The 22448-nt window shown below is 69.5% G+C and carries 20 protein-coding genes; 10 read left to right on the plus strand and 10 right to left on the minus strand.

Going from position 1 to position 22448, the window contains the following annotated elements; translation table 11 throughout:
* The first annotated feature begins 44 nt into the window (after positions 1-44).
* Positions 45-971, plus strand: coding sequence for a cation diffusion facilitator family transporter (locus tag ON34_RS20905; RefSeq protein WP_040781863.1), 927 nt, complete (start codon positions 45-47; stop codon positions 969-971).
* A 445-nt stretch (positions 972-1416) separates the two neighbouring features.
* Here the strand turns inward: ON34_RS20905 and ON34_RS20910 are convergent, their stop codons facing one another.
* Entirely contained in the window at positions 1417-2886 is a 1470-nt protein-coding gene (locus tag ON34_RS20910) for a phytoene desaturase family protein (RefSeq protein ID WP_040781864.1), read from the minus strand.
* Positions 2887-2974: 88 nt separating this feature from the next.
* Here ON34_RS20910 and ON34_RS36185 point away from each other — a divergent pair, with 88 nt between their 5' ends.
* Together ON34_RS36185 and ON34_RS36190 are read left to right on the plus strand one after the other, a co-directional pair.
* Positions 2975-3205 carry a ribbon-helix-helix domain-containing protein gene (locus ON34_RS36185; RefSeq protein WP_157172360.1) on the plus strand — a complete coding sequence of 77 codons (231 nt, stop codon included), beginning with the start codon at positions 2975-2977 and terminating at the stop codon, positions 3203-3205.
* On the plus strand, positions 3202-3645 hold the full coding sequence (locus tag ON34_RS36190) for a PIN domain-containing protein (RefSeq protein WP_040781866.1): 444 nt from the start codon (positions 3202-3204) through the stop codon (positions 3643-3645). Before ON34_RS36185 ends, ON34_RS36190 begins: the two co-directional genes overlap by 4 nt.
* 118 nt (positions 3646-3763) lie before the next feature.
* On the opposite strand, the gene ON34_RS20925 is transcribed toward ON34_RS36190, so the two are convergent.
* Positions 3764-5128: a cation:dicarboxylate symporter family transporter gene (locus ON34_RS20925; RefSeq protein WP_040781867.1), complete on the minus strand. Its 1365-nt coding sequence runs from the start codon at positions 5126-5128 to the stop codon at positions 3764-3766.
* A 185-nt stretch (positions 5129-5313) separates the two neighbouring features.
* Between ON34_RS20925 and ON34_RS20930 the strand changes: the two genes are divergently transcribed.
* Together ON34_RS20930 and ON34_RS20935 are read left to right on the plus strand one after the other, a co-directional pair.
* Entirely contained in the window at positions 5314-6828 is a 1515-nt protein-coding gene (locus ON34_RS20930) for an ATP-binding protein (RefSeq protein WP_051022932.1), read from the plus strand.
* Positions 6825-7526: a response regulator gene (locus ON34_RS20935; protein WP_040781870.1), complete on the plus strand. Its 702-nt coding sequence runs from the start codon at positions 6825-6827 to the stop codon at positions 7524-7526. Before ON34_RS20930 ends, ON34_RS20935 begins: the two co-directional genes overlap by 4 nt.
* Here ON34_RS20935 and ON34_RS20940 read toward each other — a convergent pair whose 3' ends face one another.
* From ON34_RS20940 to ON34_RS20950, 3 genes are all read right to left on the minus strand, one after another.
* The gene (locus tag ON34_RS20940; protein ID WP_040781871.1) at positions 7527-8834 is read right to left on the minus strand and encodes a cytochrome P450; all 1308 of its coding nucleotides are present in this window, start codon (positions 8832-8834) and stop codon (positions 7527-7529) included. It lies immediately after the preceding gene.
* 122 nt (positions 8835-8956) lie between these two features.
* Positions 8957-9679, minus strand: coding sequence for a TIGR03089 family protein (locus tag ON34_RS20945; protein WP_040781872.1), 723 nt, complete (start codon positions 9677-9679; stop codon positions 8957-8959).
* A 3-nt stretch (positions 9680-9682) separates the two neighbouring features.
* Positions 9683-11152, minus strand: a complete 1470-nt coding sequence (locus ON34_RS20950; protein ID WP_444543831.1) for an LCP family protein — start codon at positions 11150-11152, stop codon at positions 9683-9685.
* A 195-nt stretch (positions 11153-11347) separates the two neighbouring features.
* On the opposite strand from ON34_RS20950, the gene rfbD reads away from it, so the two are divergent.
* Genes rfbD through manB form a run of 3 tightly spaced genes read left to right on the plus strand, consistent with a single transcriptional unit; the run spans position 11348 to position 14249 of the window.
* Positions 11348-12217, plus strand: a complete 870-nt coding sequence (gene rfbD, locus ON34_RS20955; protein WP_040781874.1) for a dTDP-4-dehydrorhamnose reductase — start codon at positions 11348-11350, stop codon at positions 12215-12217.
* 11 nt (positions 12218-12228) lie between these two features.
* Positions 12229-13125 (plus strand): glycosyltransferase family 2 protein, encoded by an 897-nt coding sequence (locus ON34_RS20960; RefSeq protein ID WP_040781876.1) that lies wholly within the window; start codon positions 12229-12231, stop codon positions 13123-13125.
* Positions 13126-13169: 44 nt separating this feature from the next.
* Complete coding sequence (manB, locus tag ON34_RS20965) at positions 13170-14249, plus strand: mannose-1-phosphate guanylyltransferase (RefSeq protein ID WP_040781878.1); 1080 nt, start codon at positions 13170-13172, stop codon at positions 14247-14249.
* Between the two features lie 35 nt (positions 14250-14284).
* Here manB and ON34_RS20970 read toward each other — a convergent pair whose 3' ends face one another.
* The gene (locus ON34_RS20970; RefSeq protein WP_083889596.1) at positions 14285-15868 is read right to left on the minus strand and encodes a carboxylesterase/lipase family protein; all 1584 of its coding nucleotides are present in this window, start codon (positions 15866-15868) and stop codon (positions 14285-14287) included.
* A gap of 331 nt (positions 15869-16199) precedes the next feature.
* Here ON34_RS20970 and ON34_RS34805 point away from each other — a divergent pair, with 331 nt between their 5' ends.
* Positions 16200-16427: an FmdB family zinc ribbon protein gene (locus tag ON34_RS34805; RefSeq protein ID WP_040781880.1), complete on the plus strand. Its 228-nt coding sequence runs from the start codon at positions 16200-16202 to the stop codon at positions 16425-16427.
* 305 nt (positions 16428-16732) lie between these two features.
* Here ON34_RS34805 and ON34_RS20980 read toward each other — a convergent pair whose 3' ends face one another.
* The gene (locus tag ON34_RS20980; RefSeq protein WP_040781881.1) at positions 16733-17008 is read right to left on the minus strand and encodes an Rdx family protein; all 276 of its coding nucleotides are present in this window, start codon (positions 17006-17008) and stop codon (positions 16733-16735) included.
* A gap of 18 nt (positions 17009-17026) precedes the next feature.
* Complete coding sequence (locus ON34_RS20985) at positions 17027-17416, minus strand: YchJ family protein (protein WP_040781883.1); 390 nt, start codon at positions 17414-17416, stop codon at positions 17027-17029.
* Between the two features lie 159 nt (positions 17417-17575).
* On the opposite strand from ON34_RS20985, the gene ctaD reads away from it, so the two are divergent.
* A complete protein-coding gene (gene ctaD / locus ON34_RS20990) occupies positions 17576-19333 on the plus strand; it encodes an aa3-type cytochrome oxidase subunit I (protein WP_040781885.1) in 1758 nt (585 codons plus the stop codon).
* Here the strand turns inward: ctaD and ON34_RS20995 are convergent.
* The gene (locus ON34_RS20995) at positions 19330-19809 is read right to left on the minus strand and encodes a hypothetical protein (protein WP_083889597.1); all 480 of its coding nucleotides are present in this window, start codon (positions 19807-19809) and stop codon (positions 19330-19332) included. The genes ctaD and ON34_RS20995 overlap by 4 nt on opposite strands.
* Positions 19810-19921: 112 nt before the next feature.
* Positions 19922-22366 carry an AAA family ATPase gene (locus ON34_RS21000; protein WP_040781887.1) on the minus strand — a complete coding sequence of 815 codons (2445 nt, stop codon included), beginning with the start codon at positions 22364-22366 and terminating at the stop codon, positions 19922-19924.
* Positions 22367-22448: the final 82 nt, after the last annotated feature.

Consider the following 22448-nt stretch of genomic DNA (forward strand, 5'->3'; position numbering starts at 1 on the left):
CTAGGCTGTTCGCGGATAGCTCGAAGACAGAGAGGACATGCTTCATGTCGGCTGGCGGTGGCAAGAAGGCGATCATCGCGGCGTTGACGGCGAACGCGGGAATCGCCGCGGCGAAGTTCGTCGGCGCGGCGATCACCGGGTCGGGATCGATGCTCGCCGAGGCCGTGCACTCCGTGGCCGATACCGGCAATCAGGGATTGCTGCTGCTCGGGCAGCGTCGCGCCGAGAAGGAAGCCGACGAGCTGCATCCGTTCGGGTACGCGCGCAACCGCTACTTCTATTCGTTCATCGTGGCGCTGGTGCTGTTCACCCTCGGCTCCGGATACGCCATCTACGAGGGCATCCACAAGATCCAGCATCCGGAGGAGCTCAGTTCGCCGATCGTGGCGATCGTGATCCTGCTGATCGCGATCGGGCTGGAGTCCTACAGCTTCACCACGGCGGTGCGCGAGTCCGCGCCGCTCAAGGGTGGCGCGAGCTGGTGGCGGTTCATCCGCAATTCGCGCAGTCCGGAGCTTCCGGTGGTGCTGCTGGAGGACACCGGCGCGCTCATCGGTCTGCTGTTCGCGTTCGCGGGTGTCGGCCTGACCATGCTCACCGATGACCCGGTGTGGGACGGCATCGGCACGCTGGCCATCGGCGGGCTGCTCGGTGTCATCGCGGTCGTGCTGATCGTGGAGATGCAGAGCCTGCTGATCGGCGAGGGCGCCACGCCCGACGAGAACCGGCTGATTCGCACGAACCTGGTCGACGACACCCGCATCGATCGCGTGATCCACCTCAAGACCCAGTACCTCGGTCCGGAGGAGCTGCTCGTGGCGGCGAAGGTCGGCGTGGTGCCCGGCCTGGACGTCGCCGCTATCGCCACCGCGATCGATGACGCCGAGTCGCGCGTCCGCGCGGCGGTACCGGCCGCGCGCGTCATCTACCTCGAACCCGACCTGTACCGCACCGAACCCGCCACGAGCTAGGTCCCGCTGGTTGCGCACAGCATGACGTTGTGCGCGCAACCGGCATCATCCGCGCGGAACTCGGCGGAACTGGGGGCCTGAGCTGCGCAGGAGGTCGCCGGGATCGGTACGGATCGTGAGACGCAAGGCATGGTGTGCCACGTACAGACCCGGCGGCGCGTCACCGACGTGATCTGTGCGGTGCACAGCGAACTCGAGCGGCCGGGGCCGCGCAGGAGGACGAGGGGATCGGTGCAGATCGCGAGACAATCGCGCAAGGCATGGCGTGCCGCCTACAGACCCGGCGGCGCGTCACCGACGTGATCTGTGCGGTGCACAGCGAACTCGAGCGGCCGGGGCCGCGCAGGAGGACGGGATCGGTACGGATCCCGAGACAATAGCGCAAGGCATGGCATGCCGCCTGTAGACCCCGCCCGGTGCGTCACCGGCGTGATCCGTGCGGTTCTCAGCGAACTTGGGGGGCGGTGGTGCGCAGGAGGTCGAGGGGGTCGGTGCGGATGGCGAAACGGTCGCGCAGGGCGTGGCGTGCGGCATGCAGGCCGTTCATGCCGTGCACGCCCGGGCCGGGCGGGGTCGCGGAGGAGCACAGGTAGACGCCGGGAATGGACGTGGCGTAGGGGTTCCAGCGCGGGGCCGGGCGGAAGGCGAACTGGCGCAGGGTCATCGCGCCCGCGGAGATGTCGCCGCCGATGTAGTTGGCGTTGTGGGCGGGCATTTCGGCTGCCGTGCGCACGTTCTTGGCCAGGATCAGGTCGCGGAAACCCGGTGCGAAGCGCTCGACCTGGGCGATCACGTCCTCGCTGACGTCGCGGGTGGAGCCGTTCGGCACATGGGCGTAGGTGTAGAAGGTGTGGCCGCCCGCGGGCGCCCGGGTGGGGTCGACCACGCCGGGCTGGATGGACAGCACATAGGGGCGTTCGGCATGTCGTCCCATGGCGACGGCGTGCTCGGCCGCCATGGCTTCGGCGCGGGTGCCGATCACGTGCACCGTTCCGGCCAGCGCACAGCCCTCGGCCTGCCACGGCACCGGACCGGAGAGCGCGAAGTCGACCTTGCAGGCCGCGCCGCCGTAGCGGAACCGCCGCAGCCGCTTCGCATAGCCCTCGGCCAACCGATGCTCCGCGATGCGCAGCAGTTCGGCCGGGGCGATGTCGAGCAGGATCGCGCGGGCGGTGGCGAATTCGTCCAGCGAGTCGACCCGGTGCCCGGTGTGCACTCGTCCGCCGAGACGTTCGAGCTCGGCGATCAGCGCGTCCGGAATCGCCTGGCTGCCGCCGCGCGGAAGAACCCAGCCCCCGGCATGGGCCAGGGTGGCCAGCATCAGCCCGGCTCCCGCCGCCGTGATCGCGCGCGGCGGGATGATGGCGTGGGTGGCGACGCCGGTCAGCAGGGCGGGTGCGACTTCGTCGCGAAATCTGATGTCCCAGAGCGGGGATCCCTGCTCGACCACGCGCAGGCCGAAGCGGATCGCGGTCGCGAGCCCGGATGGCACGCGGCGCAGATCCGACATCGCGACATCCACCACGTCCGGCCAGTGCCGCACCAGCGGCGCGAGCAACCTGCGCCAGGCCGCTCCGTCGCTGCCGAGGCCATCCACGGTCCGCTCCAGATCCCGCCAGGCCAGCCCGGCAACGCCGCCGTCGAGCGGATGCGCGTAGGACACCTCGGGGGCCAGTAGCTCGACACCGTGCGCGGCCAGATCGAACGCGCGGAACATCGGTGACGCCAACGCCATCGGATGCGCCCCGGCGCACACGTCGTGCCGGTAGCCGGGCAGCGTCAGCTCGGCCGTCCGCGATCCGCCCCCCGGCGTCGCCTCCGCCTCGTAGACCTCCACGGCCAGCCCCGCCCTGGCCATGATCACCGCGGCGGCGAGCCCGTTCGGCCCGGAGCCGACCACCACCACATCAGCCATACCTTCACGCTACCGGCCGCCGATCATCGCGGCGGGTGTGGACGACGCTCGCGATTCCCATCGATGCCCTACGTATTACCCTATGTTCATGAAGTCGAAGACGAGCGTGTATCTCGAAGCGGAGCAAGCGGCCCGTCTGAAGCGGGCCGCGGAGGCCTCCGGCCGATCCGAGGCCGATCTCATCCGGGAAGGCATCGATCTCGTACTGCTGCGGACTCCGCGCACTCCGCGCACACGTCCCTGGCCGACGTTCGACTCCGGCGATCCGGAATTCGCCGCCCGAGCAGACACACTGCTCAACGAAGCCTACGAACAGTGAGCTTCTTCATCGCAGACACGTCGGCGATCATCGCGGCCTACGACAGCGCGGCCCCGCAGGGCGCTCGCGTCCGCGAACTGCTCGCTACGTCCGTCGCCGTCGTCTCACCACTGGTCCTCGATGAGGTCGACCACCTACTCGTCGCACGCTTCGGCAAAGAGCGGCACGTCGCCGACCCCGTACTGAACGATCTCGTCACGTCCGCGGAAGAAGGTGCCGTACTGGTTCCGGCCGTAGATCACCATGATCTGCGGGTTGCCCAGAAACTCATCGAGCAGTACCGGGGACTGCGCCTGGATCTCGCCGACGCCGTCAATGTCGTTCTCGCCGAGCGCTATCTGACCAACGCGGTACTGACCCTCGACGAGAAGGACTTCCGCGCTATCAGACCCTTGACCCCCATTCACCCAGCGTTCCGACTTCTCATCCAAGACAGTTGAATGCGCCGCGGCCTGCGCGACCCGTCGCACGGCCGATGCTGTGGCTGCGACCGCCTGACCACTGGACGCCACGAAGGGCCCGCAGATCGTGCGGGCCCTTCGTCGTTCACCGTGCGGGTTACGCCTTGACCAGGTCTTTGGTCTCGGCCTCCTGGGTGAGCGGTGCGCCGGGCGCCGCGTGGTCGTCGTCGACCATGGTGCCCTCGTCGAACGGCAGCTTGCGGTCGAGCACCTCGCGTACCCGGTCCACGTCGACGGTCTTGGTCCAGGTGCCGATCAGCACCGTGGCGACCGCGTTACCGGAGAAGTTGGTCAGCGCCCGCGCCTCGGACATGAAGCGGTCGATGCCGACGATCACGCCGACGCCGTCGAGAAGTTCGGGCCGGTGGCTCTGCAATCCGGCCGCCAGCGTGGCCAGGCCCGCGCCGGTGACCCCTGCCGCGCCCTTGGACGCGACGATCATGAACAGCAGCAGGCCGACTTGCTCCCCGACCGACAGCGGCTTGCCCATCGCCTCGGCGATGAACAGCGACGCCATGGTCAGGTAGATGGCGGTGCCGTCCAGGTTGAACGAGTATCCGGTCGGCACGACGACACCCACCGTGGTGCGCTCCACGCCCAGGTGATCCATCTTCGCGATCAACCGCGGCAGCGCCGATTCCGAGGACGAGGTCGCGACGATCAGCAGGTACTCCCGCGCCAGATAGCGCACCAGCTTGAAGATCGACACCCGCGAGACGGCCCACAGCAGCACGCCCAGCACGCCGAAGACGAAGACCAGGCAGGTCAGGTAGAACGCGATCATCAGCGTGCCCAGCTTCACCACCGCGTCCAGGCCGGTCTTGCCGACCACGTTCGCGATCGCGCCGAACGCGCCGACCGGCGCCAGCCACAGGATCATCACCAGGATCCGGAACACCAGCTTCTGCAGCAGCGCCACCCCGCGCACGATCGGCTCGCCCGCTCGGCCCATCGCCTGCACCGCGAACCCGACCAGGAGCGCGACGAACAGCGCCTGCAGGACATTGCCCGCGGTGAGCGAGGACAGCAGTGTGTTGGGAACGATGTTCTGGATGAAGTCCCAGGTGCCGCCCGCACTGTGCGCCTTGTCGGCCAGATCGTGACCGGCTTTGGTCGACTTGGCGATATTCAGCCCGGTGCCCGGTTGCAGCAGGTTGCCGACGACCAGGCCGATTCCCAGCGCGATGGTCGACATGACCAGGAAGTAGCCGATGGCCAGGCCGCCGACCTTGCCGACCGTGGCCGCCGCGCGCACCGAGCCGATCCCGAGCACGATGGTGCAGAAGATGACCGGAGCGATCATCATCTTGATGAGGTTGACGAAGATGGTTCCCAGCGGCGCGAACGACTGCGCGACGCCGGGCGCCAGCCAGCCGACCAGGACGCCCGCGGCCACCGCCACGATGACGGCCAGGTACAGCCAATGGGTGCGGTCGTGCCGCGTTCGAGTCGAGTCGCTCATGGCGAGGGTTTCCCTTCGAGAGGTACCGAAGTGAGGTGGCTCACGCCCCCCAGGCAGAATGATGGTCGGCCGGGTGACTCCGGTCACTGTTTGGTGCATTACTTTCAGTGGAGGAAGAGCTTGTGACACTCAGGCGGCTCTCCCTCGCCGGTCAGGCCTTCGTCTTCCAGTTGGTCGTGCTAGCGATGATGGTCGTGATCGCGGCGGTGCTCGCGGTGCTGGACGCCAGGCACGACAGCGACGTCATCACCACCCGCGAGGTCACCGACGTCGCGGTGAGCGTGGCCGATTCACCCTTCACCATCGAAGCCGTCCGCACCCCCGATCCGGCGGCGCTGCTGCAGCCGGTGACCGAGGAGATCCGGCGCGAGACCGGCATGGACTTCATCGTGATCATGGCGCCGGACCGGACCCGCTACACGCACACCAACCCCGCGATGATCGGACTGCCGTTCAGCGGCACCATCGATCGCGCGCTGGCGGGCGAGACCTTCACCGAGACCTACACCGGCAGCCTCGGTCCCTCCATCCGGGCCGTCACGCCGGTCTACGACGACGGCAGGATCGTCGCTCTGGTCGCCGTGGGGGTGACCCGCGCGAAGATCGCCGATCAGGTCGCCACCCAGTTTCCGGTGATCCTCGGCGTGGCCGGCGCGGGACTGCTGATCGCGGCGATGGGATCGTTCCTGCTGAGCCGCCGGCTGCGGCGGCAGACCCACGGCCTCGCGCCCGACGAACTGCGCGTGATGTACGAGCACCACGACGCCGTGCTGCACTCGGTCCGCGAGGGACTGATGGTGTTCGGACCGTCCGGCGAGAACGCCGAAGTGGTCAACGACGAGGCGCGCCGCCTGCTCGACCTGCCCCCGGGCGCGGTGCGGCGCAGCGACCTCCCGCTGTCGCTGCAGCGGATGAGCTCGGGCACCGTGCGCGACGAGATGCACGTGACCACCGATCGGATCCTGCTGGTCAACCAGGACACCGTGGAGTGGGAGGGCCGCCAGATCGGCACGGTGATGACGATTCGCGACCACACCGAACTGCAGGCGGTGATGGGCGAACTCGACTCGGTGCGCAGCTTCGCGGAATCGTTGCAGGCGCAGGCGCACGAGTCCGCGAACCGGCTGCACACGGTGGTCACCATGGTGGAACTCGGCCGCCATCAGGAGGCCGTCGAGTTCGCCACCTCGGAGCTGCAGATGTCCCAGGCGCTGATCGACCGGCTGTTCGCGGCGGTCGGCGCGCCCGCGCTCGCCGCGCTGCTGCTCGGCAAGGTGAACCAGGCGGCCGAACGCGGCATCGAGCTGACCATCACCGACGACACCGCCCTCGACTCGGTGGAGCCACTGTCGCCGCACGAAACGGTCACATTGGTCGGCAATCTGGTCGACAACGCGATCGACGCCGCTTCGGACAGCCCGTCCGGCTGGGTGGAGGTCACGCTGCGCCACGAGGAGGTGGACGCGGCGGCCGACGGCGCCTCGATGCTGGTCGTCCGGGTCGCCGACAGCGGACCCGGGATGTCGGCGGAGATGTTCGCGCGCGCGTCGCAACGGGGCTATTCGACCAAGGCCCACCATCACGGGCTCGGTCTGGCACTGGTCCACCGGCTGGTGGCCCGCCACGGCGGAACCATCCGCACCCAACGGGATCCCGAGAGCGCGGTGACCGTGACGATTCCACGAAAGGAAGCACGATGATCCGAGTGCTGATCGTCGAGGACGAGCCGCTGATCGCCGAAGCGCACCGCGCCTACGTGGAGCGCATCGCCGGATTCACGCCCGTCGGCGTCGCCCATACCGGACGTGAGGCGATGCGCGCGGCCGCCGATGCCGCGGCCGAGGGCACTCCGATCGACTTGGTGCTGATGGACATCGGGCTACCGGACGCGAGCGGCTTGGACGTCGCCGCCGCGCTGACCGGGCTGGCGCCGCGCCCCGACGTCATCGCGATCACCTCCGCGCGCGACCTCGCCATGGTGCGCACCGCCGTGTCGCACGGCGTCGTGCTGTACCTGCTGAAACCGTTCACCTTCGCCGCGTTCCGCGACAAGCTGGACCGCTACCGCGAGTTCCGCACCGCGCTGCCCGCGGGCGAGAGCGCCATTTCGCAGCACGACATCGACCGGGCGTTGAGCGCGTTGCGTACGACCGACCAGCGCGCCGCCACCCCCAAAGGCGTCGCGCCGCAGACGCTCGACGAGATCTCCCGTGCGGTGCGCGCCGCCGAAAGCGAGGGCGTCACGGCCGCGGACACCGCGACCGCGATCGGGGTCTCCCGCATCACCGCCTGGCGTTACCTGGAGAAACTGGCCGACGACGGCCTGGTGATGCGGCGTTCGGACTACGGCAGAGCAGGTCGTCCGAAGACCCGCTACGTCTGGAAGAGCACCGGCTGATCACACCGCCGACGGTTCTGGCGCGTGCGCACGGCGGCCGAGCCGCACCGGCATCCGCTCGTAGCCGTGCAGGGTGAACAGCTTCCGCCGCTTCAGCGGACCATCCAGGCTCAGGTCGGGGAAGCGCTCGAACAGCGCCCGCAGCGCGTAGACGCCTTCCATCCTGGCCAGGCTGGCGCCCAGGCAGACGTGCACGCCGCTGCTGAAGGACAGATGATCCTTGGCGTTGTCGCGCCCGACGTCGAACCGTCCGGGATCGGCGAAGACGGCCGGGTCGTGGTTGGCGCCCGCCAGCGACAGCACCACCGTGTTGCCCGCGCGCACGTGGACACCGTCGAGCTCCACGTCGGTCAACGCGGTGCGTGCGGTGGTGTGCACCGGCGAGTCGAAGCGCAGGATCTCCTCGACGGCGTTGGGCCACAGCTCCGGCTCCGCCCGCAGCCGCTCCAACTGGTCCGGATGCGCCAGCAGCAGTGCGACGCCGTTGCCGATCAGGTTGACCGTCGTCTCGAAACCGGCGCCCATGAGCAGGCTCGCGGTGGCTTTCAGCGCGAAGGAGTCCAGCTCCCCCGCGGTGACCAGGCTGCTGAGGATGTCCTCGCCCGGCTCACGGCGCAGCCGGTCGATATGCCGGTCGAGGTAGTCGTTCATCACCTCCATGGCCATCAGGGCCTTGCGGTACACGCGCCATGGGATGCCGATGTCCAGCAACGGCGTCATCTGATCGCCCCAGTCGAGGAACCTCGCCTTGTCCTCGTCGGGGAAGCCGAGCATCTCGGAGATGATCGCGATCGGCACCTGGGAGGCGTAGGACTCGATCAGATCGGCCGAGCCGCCCGCCGGTAGCGCGTTCAGCAACTCCTCGGTGACCGTCTCGACGCGGTCGCGCAGCCTGCGGACCGCGCGCGGGGTGAACGCCGAAGCGACCGGCTTGCGCATCCGCGTGTGCTCCGGCGGATCGATTACCAGCATCGACGGCGGTTCGACCGGGTTCGGCGGCAGCGGGAAGCGCTCGGCGAGCTTCTGCAGCGGTCTGGGGATGTTGAAGCTCTCCGTGGTGCGCACGCCGAAGCGGGTGTCGCGCAGGATGGAACGGCTCAGCTCGTGATCGAAGGTCGCCCACGCGATCGAGGTCCGCTGCAGCCTGCCTTGGCCGCGCAGCTGCTCGATGAGCGGGTAGGGGTCATCGCAGCCGGTGGGCCCGGCCATCAATTCGGCGAACGCGTCGCCACGGCGGGCCTGTAATCGCAGGGCGAGGCGCGGGGCGCCCTGCACCGACATCCAGCGGAACCAATACTGTGGCTTCATAGTCCAACCCCGTCGTTGTGCGATGAGTCCACCGTACGGAAGTACGCGAACTTGTGGAACGTCCTGTGGTCGGATCGGCGCCAATACCGCGGTAGGAGCACTCCCGTGCGGCTGCCGCTCGCTCACAGACGCTGCGCGGTCACCCGTTCCGAAGCGATGCGGCGGTCGTGCAGCGCCGGATCCGGGTTGACCACCTGCACCAGCGAGGCGCCCGCGGCCAGCACCGCGACGTAGCCGTCGACGAGCTCCGCCGGGGTGTCCCACGGCGTGCTGGACAGCACCCGGTCGCCCTCGGAGAAGCCTTGCCGCAGGGCCGATTTCCGTGCCTCGGCGAGTACCTCGGCGACCGGCATGCCCTCCAGCGCGACTCCGGCGCCGCGGGCCAGGAACTGGTCGCCGTGCACCCGCACCGCGGTGGCGAAATCAGTGACGCCCACCGGCAGATCGCGCACCGGGGCGCCCATGGCGTCCAGCGACAGGGCCGCGACCTCACCGGCGCCGTCGGTGTCGTCGAGACGATCGGGGGTCGCCAAGGCCAGGTCGGCGTCCTCGTCGGGGTGCAGCACCACCTCGGTGCCCGCCCACCAGCAGCCGAGCAGCACCGCGGCGGTCTGCCAGTGCGCGGGCAGCAGCACGGCGACCCGGGCGCCCGCGCTCAGGCCGAACTCGTCGCGAATCAGGTTGGCCGTCTTGGCCGCCCAGTTCGCCAGCGTCAGGCCGGACAGCTCGATCCGCGCGCCGGTCGCGTCGTCGTAATAGGTGACGCGCGGGCCCGCCGGCTCGCGGGCGAGGATCGGATCGAGTATCGCTTCGGTGAGTGTGTGTGCCTGGTCGATGTCACGCATGGTTCAGTTCACGCATTTCGGTCCGTTCTGGCCTGCATCGATCGGTGGGGCGGGCGGGACGGGCGTCGCGGAGGTCGACGTTCCGGAGAAGTCGAACACCCGCCCGGCCGCCGAGCCCGGACCAGAATAGTCGCTCGCCAGCACGACGCTCACCGAATCCGGCGACAGCGCCGGATCCGCGAGGATCGGCAGCCCGCCGAGCGCGGTGGCCACCGCCTTGGCCTTCTGACTGGACGGGTCCGCGGCGAGCACCCGGCTGCTCGTCACGCGCTCTCCGGTGTAGTTGGACACCGCGCCTTGGCGGAAGCCTTTGGCGCTCAGTGCCTGTGCCACCTCCGCCGCGAGTCCGCCGACACCGCCCGCGTTGTAGACGTTGACGGTCACGGTCGTGGGATCGCCGCGGGAATCGGGCGTCCGCGTGGGTTCCGCCTCGCCGACCAGCGAGGCGACGTAGGTCTTGACCGCCTTGGGCTCGACCTTGACCACGGATTCGCCGCTGCTGGTCTCGCCGTTGAGGTCGGCGACCGGAATGGTCTCGAAGGTCACCTGGCCGCCGGAGAGATCCTTCAACTGCTGGAGGAAGGCGAGCACGTCCCAGCCCTCGTCCACCACGATCGTCCGTCCCACCGCGTCGCTGAGCTTGTGCAACGTGCCCGGATTGCTGAGCGTCTTCGCGCTGAGGACCTGCCGCACCAACTGCGCCATGAACACCTGCTGGCGCACGATCCGATCGATGTCACCGCGCGGCAGATTGTGGCGCTGGCGCACGAAACTGAGCGCACGCGACCCGTCCAGGCGCTGAGGTCCCGCGGGGAAATCGGCGCCGGACATCCATTCCTCCACCGGATTTCGCAGGCACACCTCGACGCCGCCGACCGCGTCGGTGAGCAGCACGAAGCCGAGCAGGCTCACCTCGGCGTAGTGGTCGACGGTGAGCCCGGTCAGGGTCGCCACGGTCTTGATCAGCGCCTGCCTGCCCGCCTGGGTGGACTGGCGCTGCGCGTCGGTCTCCGAGACGCCCTGCTCGGTCAGCTTCACGTACTGGGCCGCCTTGGTCGCGCCGTAGGCGGAGTTGATCTTGCCCATGCCGAGGCCGGGAATGTCGACGTAGGAGTCACGCGGAATGGAGATCGCGGTGGCCGAGCGCCCGTCGTTCGGCACGCGCAGCAGCACGATGGTGTCGGTGTTGGTGCCGGACTCGTCGCCCGCGTGCAGGATCGCGCGCTCGCGGTCGGACAGCGGATTGCCGTGTGCGTCGGTCCGGCTGTCCACGCCGACCAGCAGGATGTCCACCGCGCCGTCGCGGCCGCCGCCGAGCCCGAGGTCACCGATGCGCTCGATGTTGGCGACCAGCGCATCCACGCTGCGCCAAGCGAATCCGGTGAGCACGAGCACGAGGACGGCGGCGGCCGCGGCCAACGAGCGCAGCGGTCCGAACGACTGCGTGCCGGGCCGGGGCGGCCGCGGCGACACCGATGTGCCCTGCGACAACTCTGCATCCTCTCGCCGAAACTGGGTTTCGTGGCGACGCGTGTGCGCAACCGCACCGCCACCTGTCGTTCCCGCCCGCCCTGCCCGGTTCCGGGATCCCCCCGACGCCTCGAGCTAACGAACGGTTACTGCGAAGGACCTCAACCGCGAGCGCGGCGGCATGCCAGACTTGCGCCCGTGACCGACCTCACCGCGCCCCGATCCACCGTATCCGCACGCCTCGTCGTCACCGGGGCGCACGGGCAGGTGGGCCGGGAACTGCTGCGTCTCGCTCCGGCCGCCCACGGCTACGGGCGGGCCGAACTCGACATCACCGACCCCGCCGCCGTGCGCGCGGTACTCACACCCGGCGACGTGGTGCTCAACTGCGCCGCCTACACCGCCGTCGACCGGGCCGAAACCGAGACCGAGGCAGCGTACGCGGGTAACGCGACCGGACCGGCCGTGCTCGCCGAGGCCTGCGCGGCGCTCGGTGCCCGGCTGATCCATCTGTCCACCGACTATGTCTTTCCAGGTACCCACCAGCGGCCATATGACACCACCGATCCGACCGGACCCGCGTCCGTCTACGGAAAGTCCAAACTCGCGGGCGAGCAGGCGGTGCTGGCCGGGTGCCCGAACGCGCACGTGGTGCGCACCGCCTGGGTATACACCGGGCGCGGCGGCGATTTCGTCGCGACGATGCTGCGGCTGGAACGGGAACGCGACACCGTCGACGTGGTGGACGACGAGGTCGGCTCACCAACATACGCCGCCGACCTGGCCGCCGCGCTGCTGGAGCTGGCGGGACGACCGGACGCGCCCCGAGTCCTGCACGCCACCAACGCCGGTCAGGCCAGCCGGTTCGAACTCGCCCGCGCGGTGTTCGCCGGGATCGGCGCCGACCCGGAGCGGGTGCGGCCCTGTGACTCGTCGGCGTTTCCCAGACCCGCACGGCGCCCGGCATATTCGGTGCTGTCGCCGCGTGCCTGGGACAACGCCGGGCTGACTCCCCTGCGCGCTTGGCGAACGGCACTGGGGGACGCGCTGGCGCGCCGGTCCAGCTAGGGTTTATCTCCGTGAGCGATTCCGATTCCGCCGCGCCCGCGAGCCTGGCCGTCGTCACGGTGACCTACTCGCCGGGTGAACACCTCGAGCACTTCATCACCACCCTCGCCGCGGCCACCACGGAGAAACCGCAGGTGATCCTGGCCGACAACGGCTCGGTGGACGGCGTGCCGGAGCTGGTCGCCGAGGCCAACTCGCACGTGCGGCTACTGCGCACCGGCGGCAACATCGGCTATGGCGGCGCGATCAACCGCGCCGTCGCGGAGATCGATCCGGCCATCGAGTTCATCGTGATCGCCAACCCCGACATCCGCTGGGGCGTCGACTCCATCGACAAGCTGCTCGCGGCGGCCAAGCGCTGGCCGCGCGCGGGCGCACTCGGGCCGCTGGTGCTGGAACCGGACGGCAGCGTGTATCCGTCCGCGCGGCGGGTGCCCGGCCTGCTCGACGGCGCCGGTCACGCGATCCTGGGCACGGTGTGGAAGTCCAACCCGTGGACTCGCCGCTACCGGCAGGAGAACGAGGAGATCTCCGAGCGGGCGGTCGGCTGGCTGTCCGGATCGTGCCTGCTGGTACGGCGCGCGGCGTTCGACTCGATCGACGGCTTCGACTCGCGCTACTTCATGTACATGGAGGACGTCGACTTCGGCGACCGGATGGGCAAGGCGGGCTGGCACAACGTGTTCGTGCCGGACGCCGAGGTCACCCATGCCAAGGGGCATGCGGCGGGCCGCCATCCCGAAGTCATGCTGCCCGCCCACCACGCCAGCGCCTACCGGTTCCAGGCCGACCGGCATCCGCACTGGTGGCAGGCGCCGCTGCGGCTGGCGCTGCGGGCCGGACTTGCGATGCGCTCGAGGATTGCGGTTCGATCTGCCCTGCGCCAACAGGCGCGCGACGCCGGATAACCGGTGCCGCGGAAGAGTCGACGTTGTGAGCTAGGGGTAGCTGGATGGCAGGAAATGCAGGCACAGACGCCGTGATCCTGGTCGGCGGGCAGGGCACGCGGTTACGGCCGCTGACCCTCTCGGCACCCAAGCCGATGCTGCCGACGGCCGGGTTGCCGTTCCTGACCCATCTGCTCGCCCGCATCGCCGAAGCCGGGATCACCCACGTGGTGCTGGGCACCTCGTTCAAGGCCGAGGTCTTCGAGGAGCACTTCGGCGACGGCTCCGAGCTGGGCCTGGAGATCGAGTACGTCACCGAGACCGAGCCGCTGGGCACCGGCGGCGCCATCCGCAACGTGCTGCCCAAGCTGCGCGCCGACAACGTGATGGTGTTCAACGGCGACGTGCTCGGCGGCACCGATCTCGGCGCGGTGCTCGACACGCACGAGTCGACCCGCGCCGACGTGACCCTGCACCTGGTCCGGGTGAGCGATCCGCGCGCGTTCGGCTGCGTGCCCACCGACGAGGACGGCCGGGTCACCGCGTTCCTGGAGAAGACCCAGGATCCGCCGACCGACCAGATCAACGCCGGGTGCTACGTGTTCCGCCGCGAGTACATCGAGAAGATCCCGGCCGGGCGTCCGGTGTCGGTGGAGCGCGAGGTCTTCCCCTCGCTGCTGGCCGAAGGCGCCCGCCTCCAAGCGCATGTGGACACCTCCTACTGGCGCGACATGGGCACACCCGAGGACTTCGTCCGCGGCTCCGCCGACCTGGTCCGCGGTATCGCCCCGTCCCCCGCCCTGCCCGGCCAGCGCGGGGAATCGCTGGTCCACCCCGGCGCGGGCGTCGCCCCCGGCGCGGTGCTCATCGGCGGCACGGTGGTCGGCCGCGGCGCCGAGATCGGCGCGGGCGCACGCCTGGACGGCGCGGTCGTCTTCGACGGCGCGCGGATCGAAGCGGGCGCGACCGTCGAACGCACCATCATCGGCTTCGGCGCACGCATCGGCCCGCGCGCCCTCGTCCGCGACGGCGTCATCGGCGACGGCGCGAACATCGGCGCCCGCTGCGAACTCCTCCGCGGCGCCCGCGTCTGGCCCGGCGTCGAGATCCCCGACGGCGGCATCCGCTTCTCCACCGACGTCTGACGCCGGTTCATAGACGCGACGAGCGTGTCGACGGGCTAGCTGAAGCCGACGGCTTGTTGGCCCCAGGCGGTGTGCAGGTCGCGGTCGGGGTCGTCGAGGACTCGGTCGGCGGTGTCGATGACCAGGGTGGTGCGGGCCGGGATGCGGTAGGGGGGCCAGTGTTTGGAGCCGTCGAGGGCGGCGGGGACGCCGTAGGTGGCGAAGGCCAGCCAGCGGCGCATGATGCGGCCGGAGACGTCCATGGCTGTCTTGCGGCCGCCGAGCCAAAAGGTCGGGTCGTGGTTGATCGTGCCGAAATTGCCGAAGACATAGGGCAATTCGGTGGCATGGCCCGCGCCGACGCGGGCCGCGCGCAGCATCGGGGTGGCGTAGTCGAAGCGGTACATCCAGGTCGGTGAGTGCTGGGCGTGGCCGTCGGCCACCCAGTGCGCGGGCATCCGGAACGCCGCGTCGGTGGACATGGCCAGCGCGCCGCGGGCTTTGTTCAGATCCGGGTACGCGGAGGTGATCTCGGCGACCCGCTCCGCTGACATACCCGGATGGGTCGCCGCGACGTCGCGCAGCATCGCGTTCACCGCGTCCGGGGTCACCGGCATGATGGGCGAGCGCAGCAACCGGAACAGCGACGCCTCGTCCTTGTTGGTGCCGATCATCAACGGCACCCGATGCGATTGCCCGCGCTGGAACCGGTCGATCGGGTAGGTCGGCAGCAGGTCCCCGTCGACCACGGGGGCGGCCGCCAGCCTGCCCGGCTCCTTCAACGGGATCTCGTCGAGCAGCACGCCCGCGGCCGCCACGATCCGCTCGATCGGGCACTCCAGCAGCTCCTTGGCCCGGGACGCGGGCAGCTCCAGCAACTCCAGGAATCGCCGCGCCACCGTCGCCGCTCGCTCCGGCCCGAACACCGTGGTCGCGGGTGGGCTCTGGGCGATGGCCCGATGGAACAGGCCCTCGGCGCGCGGCGAGGTCAGCAACGCGGTGACGCACCCCGCGCCGGAGGACTCGCCGAACAGCGTGACGTTGCCGGGGTCGCCGCCGAACGCGGCGATGTTCTCCCGCACCCATTCCAGCGCGGCGATCTGGTCGTGCAGGCCGAGGTTCGGCACGAAGTCGTCGCCGAGCGAGGACAGGTCGAGGAAGCCGAGCGCGCCGAGCCGATAGTTCACCGCGACGACCACGACGTCACCGGCCAGGGCCAGCTTGCGTCCGTCGTAGATCTCCTGTGCGGCGGTGCCGAGGCAGTACGCGCCACCGTGCAGCCAGACCAGCACCGGGCGCGGCTCGTGCACCGAGTCCTCGCCCGCGTTCCGCGGGGACCAGACGTTCAGCCACAGGCAGTCCTCACCCATCGTGAGACCCGAGTCGATGGGCACCATGGGGCCCATCGACTGCGGCGCGATCCGGCCGAAGCGAGTACAGTCGCGCGCTCCGTCCCACGGCTGCGGTGGCTTCGGCGGCGCGAACCGTGTGGGTCCTCCCGGGGCCGCCGCGTAGGGGATGCTGCGCCACACCGATACGGCCCCTTCGCGAACGCCGCGCACGTCTCCGTATACCGTTCGCGCGATCGGCTGGGCGAGATCGTCGGGACCGGGCACCGCCTCGGAGAACTGGGCGCTCATCGCAGACCTCCTCATACTTCTTTTTCGAGAGTACGACGAAGATCGGTACGGCCAGATTTCCATGCCGATTCATTGCGGTGTCGGGCGGCATTCATCCGCTGTTCAGGCCGCCGCATCGACCACTGTGTCGAATTGATCACGGTGGCGGGGTGCATTACGGCTGGTCGGCCACAGCGGCCAAGTAAGCAGCGCTCACGTTGCCGGTAGTCGGCTGCGGACGAACCCGGTCGTCCGGAGTTCGCTACCCGATCGCTCGAGTCTCCGCCGCCCCGGGACAGGCTCCGGGAATCATCAAGGTGAACGCACAGGGGTGCGGCCCTAGAATGAGCGGATGCCGAGTTACAGCTACCGGTGCCGCAGCTGCGGCGACACGTTCGAGGTGACCCGCCCCATGGCGGAATCGTCGGCGCCCGCCGCCTGCCCCAGCGGGCACGACGACACGGTCAAGCTGCTGACCACGTTCGCCACCGTGAGCAGAGGCGGCGGCAACGCGGCCGCGCCGAGCCCCGCCGCGCCCCCGGCAGGCGGGGGCTGCTGCGGTGGCGGCTGCTGCGGCTGATCCCCTCCCGCGCCGCGAGTTCAATCGAGCCCGCCGAGCCCATGACTCGCCCGGCGGGTCACCTGTTGTTGCCGCGAGCTCCCCTTCCAGCGGCCGCGGGTTCAGAGGCGCTTCGCGGTGCCTCTGGGGGACGGCTACTGCCGCTTACTTCGCTACAGCCGAGGCAGGTTCACTCGCCAACGCCGAGCCCACAGCACCCCAGCGACGACCGCGTGACTTCGCTTCGGGCCCCCGGCAGTTCAGTAGGGCTCGCTCGACGCCGTGACGTCCCGGCGGGCGGCGACTGCGGCGTGGATACCGCGGGTTCAGTCGCGCCGGTCGACGTGGCCGAGGTCGCGTTCGGGGGCCACTCGGTCGCGCACCCGCTGCTTGAGGACGGCGATGTCGGGGAAGCCGCCGTCGGCCTTGCGTTCCCAGATCTGTTCGCCGTCGACGGTGATCCGGAAGACCCCGCCGGAACCGGGGATGAGCGCGACCTCGCCCAGTTCGGTGGCGAACGTGCTGAGCAGTTCCTGCGCCATCCAGCTCGCTCGCAGCAGCCAGCGGCATTGGGTGCAGTACTCGATCGCGACGCGTGCCATGACCGGTGACGCTACCGGTCAGGCGTCGTGCGTGCCGTCCAAGTAGACCCAGGCATCGCCGGAGCGGGCGAATCTGCTGGTCTCGTGCAGTGCGCCGCGGCCGTCGGCGTCCCGGTAATGCGCGACGAACTCTACGGTGCCGGTGTCGTCGAACAGGCCGCCGCGCTCCGTGCGGGTGATCTCCAGGAAGAGCCAGCGTTGCGCCGGATCGAGAGCTAGTTCCCGTGGACGGGTGCGCGGATGCCAGGAGCGCAGCAGGTAGTCGGCGTCGCCCACGGCGAACGCCGTGTACCGCGACCGCATCAACGCCTCGGCGGTGGCGGCGGCGCGCTCGCCCCGCAGTACCGGACCACAGCAGTCGTCGAATGCCTCGCCGCGCCCGCACGGGCATCTGCGCGGTCCACTCATACCGTGCTCCCTTCCATATGAGCGGACCATCCGCGGTCCAGCAGGAACAATTTGTGCGCCTTTTTTCGCGGGGCACGGAGTATAGCGACCGGAACTGTGATTTGCTTCATATAGCTGTCGAATTGGTCCTGAGTCTGAGATGCGTTTTCAGGAGGATCGTTGACTGAGGTAGCGCCCCGCGCAACGCCTGAATTGGAGGCGGTGCGCCCCTATCCGGCCAGGCTCGGCCCGAAGGGCTCCTATATCTGGAAGATGATGACGACCACCGACCCCAAGGTGCTCGGCGTCATGTACCTGACCACGTCGGTGGGCTTCTTCATGGTCGGCGGCCTGATGGCGCTGTTGATCCGCGGGGAGCTGGCGCGGCCGGGCCTGCAATTCCTCTCCACCGAGCAGTACAACCAGCTGTTCACCATGCACGGCACGATCATGCTGCTGTTTTATGCCACACCGATCGTGTTCGGCTTCGCCAATGTCGTCCTGCCGTTGCAGATCGGCGCCCCCGACGTCGCTTTCCCGCGGCTGAACGCCTTCAGCTACTGGCTGTATCTGTTCGGCGCAACGATAGCGACCGCCGGGTTCACCACCCCGGGCGGCGCGGCGGACTTCGGCTGGACCGCGTATTCGCCGCTGACCGACATGCTGCACTCTCCGGGGGTCGGGGGGGACATGTGGGTCATGGGCCTGGCGGTCTCGGGTCTGGGCACCATCCTCGGTGGCGTGAACATGCTGACCACCGTGATCTGCCTGCGCGCGCCAGGCATGACCATGTTCCGGATGCCGATCTTCACCTGGAACATCACCGTCACCAGCATCCTGGTACTGCTGGTATTCCCACTGCTGACCGCCGCGCTGATGGGCCTGGAGGTGGATCGTCGCCTCGGTGGCAACATCTACGACCCGGCTACCGGCGGAACCCTGTTGTGGCAACACCTGTTCTGGTTCTTCGGCCACCCCGAGGTGTACATCATCGCGCTGCCGTTCTTCGGCATCATCTCGGAGATCTTCCCGGTGTTCAGTCGCAAGCCGATCTTCGGGTACACCACCTTGGTCTACGCCACCATGGGCATCGCGGGCCTGTCCATGGCCGTGTGGGCGCATCACATGTTCGCCACCGGCGCGGTGCTGCTGCCGTTCTTCTCGTTCATGACCTTCCTCATCGCGGTCCCCACCGGCGTGAAGTTCTTCAACTGGATCGGCACCATGTGGCGCGGCCAGCTGACCTTCGAATCACCGATGCTGTTCGCGCTCGGCTTCCTGGTGACGTTCCTGTTCGGCGGTTTGTCCGGTGTCATCCTGGCCAGCCCGCCGCTGGACTTCCACGTCACCGACTCGTATTTCGTCGTGGCGCACTTCCATTACGTCCTGTTCGGCACCATCGTGTTCGCCACGTTCGCGGGCATCTATTTCTGGTTCCCGAAGATGACCGGACGCATGCTCGACGAGCGCCTGGCCAAGTGGCACTTCTGGACCACGCTGTTGGGTTTCCACACCACCTTCCTGGTGCAGCACTGGCTGGGCGCGGAGGGCATGCCCCGCCGCTACGCCGACTACCTGCCCACGGACGACTTCACCCTGCTCAACATGATCTCCACGATCGGCGCTTTCGTGCTCGGCGCCTCGATGCTGCCGTTCCTGTGGAACGTCTTCAAGAGCTACCGCTACGGCGAGGTGGTCACCGTGGACGATCCGTGGGGTTACGGCAACTCGCTGGAGTGGGCCACCACCTGCCCGCCGCCGCGGCACAACTTCTACGAGCTGCCGCGCATCCGCTCCGAGCGGCCCGCCTTCGAACTGCACTATCCGCACATGATCGAACGGATGCGCGGTGAGGCGCATGTCGGCTGGGGCTCGGACAAGCATTACCAGGAACTCGCCGACAGCGAAGCCCGAACCGACGCGACTGAGCCAACCTAGCCCTGGTGCGCCTCCACGGCAGCCAGCTCCTCGGCGAGAGCAAGGGTCTGCTCGCGCCAGCGGCGCAGATCGGTGACACTGGGCGCGAGTTCGTAGTCGTGGTGGTGGGCGGCACGCGACAGCGCCGCCCACAGCACCGCCACCCGCGCCGCCACGTCCGGTCCCGCGAAGGCGCGCAGCGCGATCAGCTGCGCCCGCATCGGACAGCGGATCAGTGCGGGCGCCAGCCGCAGCCACAGTTCGTCGACGGCCTGCTCCAGAGCGATCCGCAGAATCCATGCCGTCGCCCGCGACCACAACCCGCCCGCGTCGGTCACCGCACCGGCGAGCAGCAGATCCGCGGTCTCCAGCCGCTCGGCGACGGACGGATGATTCGCGAGCTTGCGGCGCCCGTTCTTGGGGCCGCGTTGCCCGTGCCGAGACGCGCGCGCCGGGTGGCCGCGGCGTGCGCCAGCCGGGCGACGCCGTCCGCTCATGCCCGCGCCTCGAACGAATGCCCGGCGGCGTCCATTGCCCGCTCGCTGTGCCCACTCATGCCGGTGACTCGCCAGCGCGACGGCCGCCCGAGCGGGTGCCGGGATCGGCGCCTCACCGGGCCAGCCACGCGACGAACTTCTCCGTCTCGGCGATCAGCTCGCGCATGTCGCGCCCGATCGGCACGTGCGCCCCCGCCGTGGCGTCGCGCAGTGCGTCCACCACCCACCGTCCTTCCCGCGCGATGAGGTTCTTGTTCAGATCGTCGACCTTGCTGCCGACGCCGAACACCGCCAGCGCCACCTTGGCCCTGGTGGAGTGCGCGGCGTCGATGTGGCGTTCCACCTCGCCGTGGTTCATGCCTGCGGCGAGCAGGGTGCGTCTGGCCCTGGCCAGGCTGGCCGCCTCCACCGCGGAGCGGCAGCACGTGGCCACCAGTTCGTCGGCGATCGCCGCGGGCAGCTGCGGAGTGCGCACCAGCGCGCGGGCGTCATCGAGGTACCGGCGGATCGGGTCGCTGGAGACCCGCACTTCGACCACCGAACGGTCGCGGCGCTGCACCTCGAGCACGGTCGCGTCGAGCTGCATCCGCCGCACCGCCTCGGCGAGGCGCTCGTCATGAGTGAAGACCACCACCTGACGGCTCCACGCGACCGTCGCCAGCACCTGAGCCAAGCCGTCCACCTTGGCCGGGTCCATCGCCTGCACCGGGTCATCGATCATGACGAAACGAAACGGGCTCTGCTCCACCGTGGCTCGCGGCAGGAACAGCGAAAGCCCGAGCGCGTGCAGCTCCCCCTGACTCATCACGCCGAGCGCGGCGCCGTCGACCTCGTCGACGGTCACGTCGAGCAGCACGCGGCGCGCGGTGCCCGCGTTGCCTTGCAGGCGGATCGCGCCCAGCTCGACATTGCTCTGCTGCCGCAGCGTGCGCCAGACCCAGCGAGCCGTGGTCTCCAGCGGCGTCATGCGCTCGCCGCGCAGGCCCGCGGTCGCCGACTTCAGCCAGTCCTCGGCCTTTTTCACGGTGCGCAGTTCGGGCGCGTGCGCGGCGACCTCGCGCGCGCCCTCCAACCAGTTCACGATCCGCGGGACCAGCGGCGTCCACACCTCGTCCAAGCGGTCGAGTTCCTTGCGGGTGCCCTGTTGCAGCAAGTCGAGCTCGTCGACCAGCCGCGCGTGCGCGCGGCGCAGCCGGTCGGGCAGGTCCGGGGTGTAATCGGCGGTGGTCAGCGCGGCCCACTCGGCCCACGCATCGCGCACCGCGGTGGGGTCCACGGACGGCGGGTTGTGCGGGTCGAAATCCAGTTCGGCCGGGACGAGCTCCGGAAGCGACCTCGCGGCCCGCACGGCGTTGCCGAGTTCGACGCGAGCGGTGGTGAGCGCGTCGACACGGGCGGCGAGCCGCGCTATGGCGGAGTCGGTGTCGCGCGCCCAGTCGTCGTCGAGCGCACCCCGGCCGCATACCGGGCACGGACAGGTTCCGCTCGCCGCCTGATGTTCCCGCGCCTTGCGCAGCAGCTCGAGCACGCGCAGATCGGCCTCGGCGTCGGCGGTGGCGCCTTCGGCGAGTGCCGAACCCCAGGTTTCGAGACGGGCCGCGACCGCCTCCACTTCCGTCTCGGCGGGCAGCGCGAGCCGCACGATCGCCCGCAGCCCATCCCGCCCGGCCGGGTCGTCGACCGAACCGAGCACCTCGCGGCCGATGGCGGCGAGATCCGGCTGCGCCGGTCGCAGCAGACCCGCCACCCGTACCGCCCGGTCGTCGGCCACCGAGGCGAGTTGTTCGAGCAGTTCCAGTCGCTGCTGGCGGGACTCCCGGACCGCGCGTTCCAGCTCCAGGCGGCGCATCCGGATGCGTTCCTGCGCCAGGGTGAGTTCGTCCAGCCCGAGCAGCTGGTGCAGCGCGTCGAACAGGTCGCTCGGCTTGCCGTCGACCAGCGCGCCGAGTTCGCTGTAGGACAGGAACGGGCGGTAGAGCTCGAGTTGCGCCGCCCACCGGTCGGTGTCGAATTCGGTTGGTGGCGCGGGCGGATACCGCTGGGTCCAGTGCGCGTCGGACAGGGCGGCGTCGGCGGCCCATTCTTTGGTGATGGTCAGCCGCGGCGCGTCGCCCGCCGTGAGCAGTTCCAGCTCGATGCGGGCCGCGGCGCCGTCGTGCAGGTTGCGCCACCCCTCCCGCCACGCCGCCGACCGGCCGTCCCAGCGACGGTTTCCACCGGTCAGAGCCAATTCGGCGGCCTCGGCGAAACTGGATTTCCCGCTGCCGTTGCGGCCGACGACGAGGGTGAGGCCGGGACCTGGCGGCAGGCGCAATGTCGTCTCCGGTCCGATACCGCGGAAGCCGCGGACCCGAATGGCGCTCAGGAAGATGCCGGAGTGCTCGAATGTGGTTGCGGTGTCACCGGATTCGGCAGCACCCAAGGCGCGCAACACGGTTCGCGTGACCGACGGCGTCACCGCGGGGTCCTCGGCGAGCCGCTTGGTCACCACCTCCGACAACCGGGGCGGCGCATCGGAAGGACCGCCGGCCTGGACGGCATCGGGATCCATGCGCATGCGAACAACCCCTCCACATCGAGCCGTCACACGTCCTCCGACCCCGTGCGCGGCGCCTTTGTCGAAGCTGTGCGAAACGCTA

The sequence above is a fragment of the Nocardia pneumoniae NBRC 100136 genome (assembly GCF_000308755.1).
Classification (GTDB): Bacteria; Actinomycetota; Actinomycetes; order Mycobacteriales; family Mycobacteriaceae; genus Nocardia; species Nocardia pneumoniae.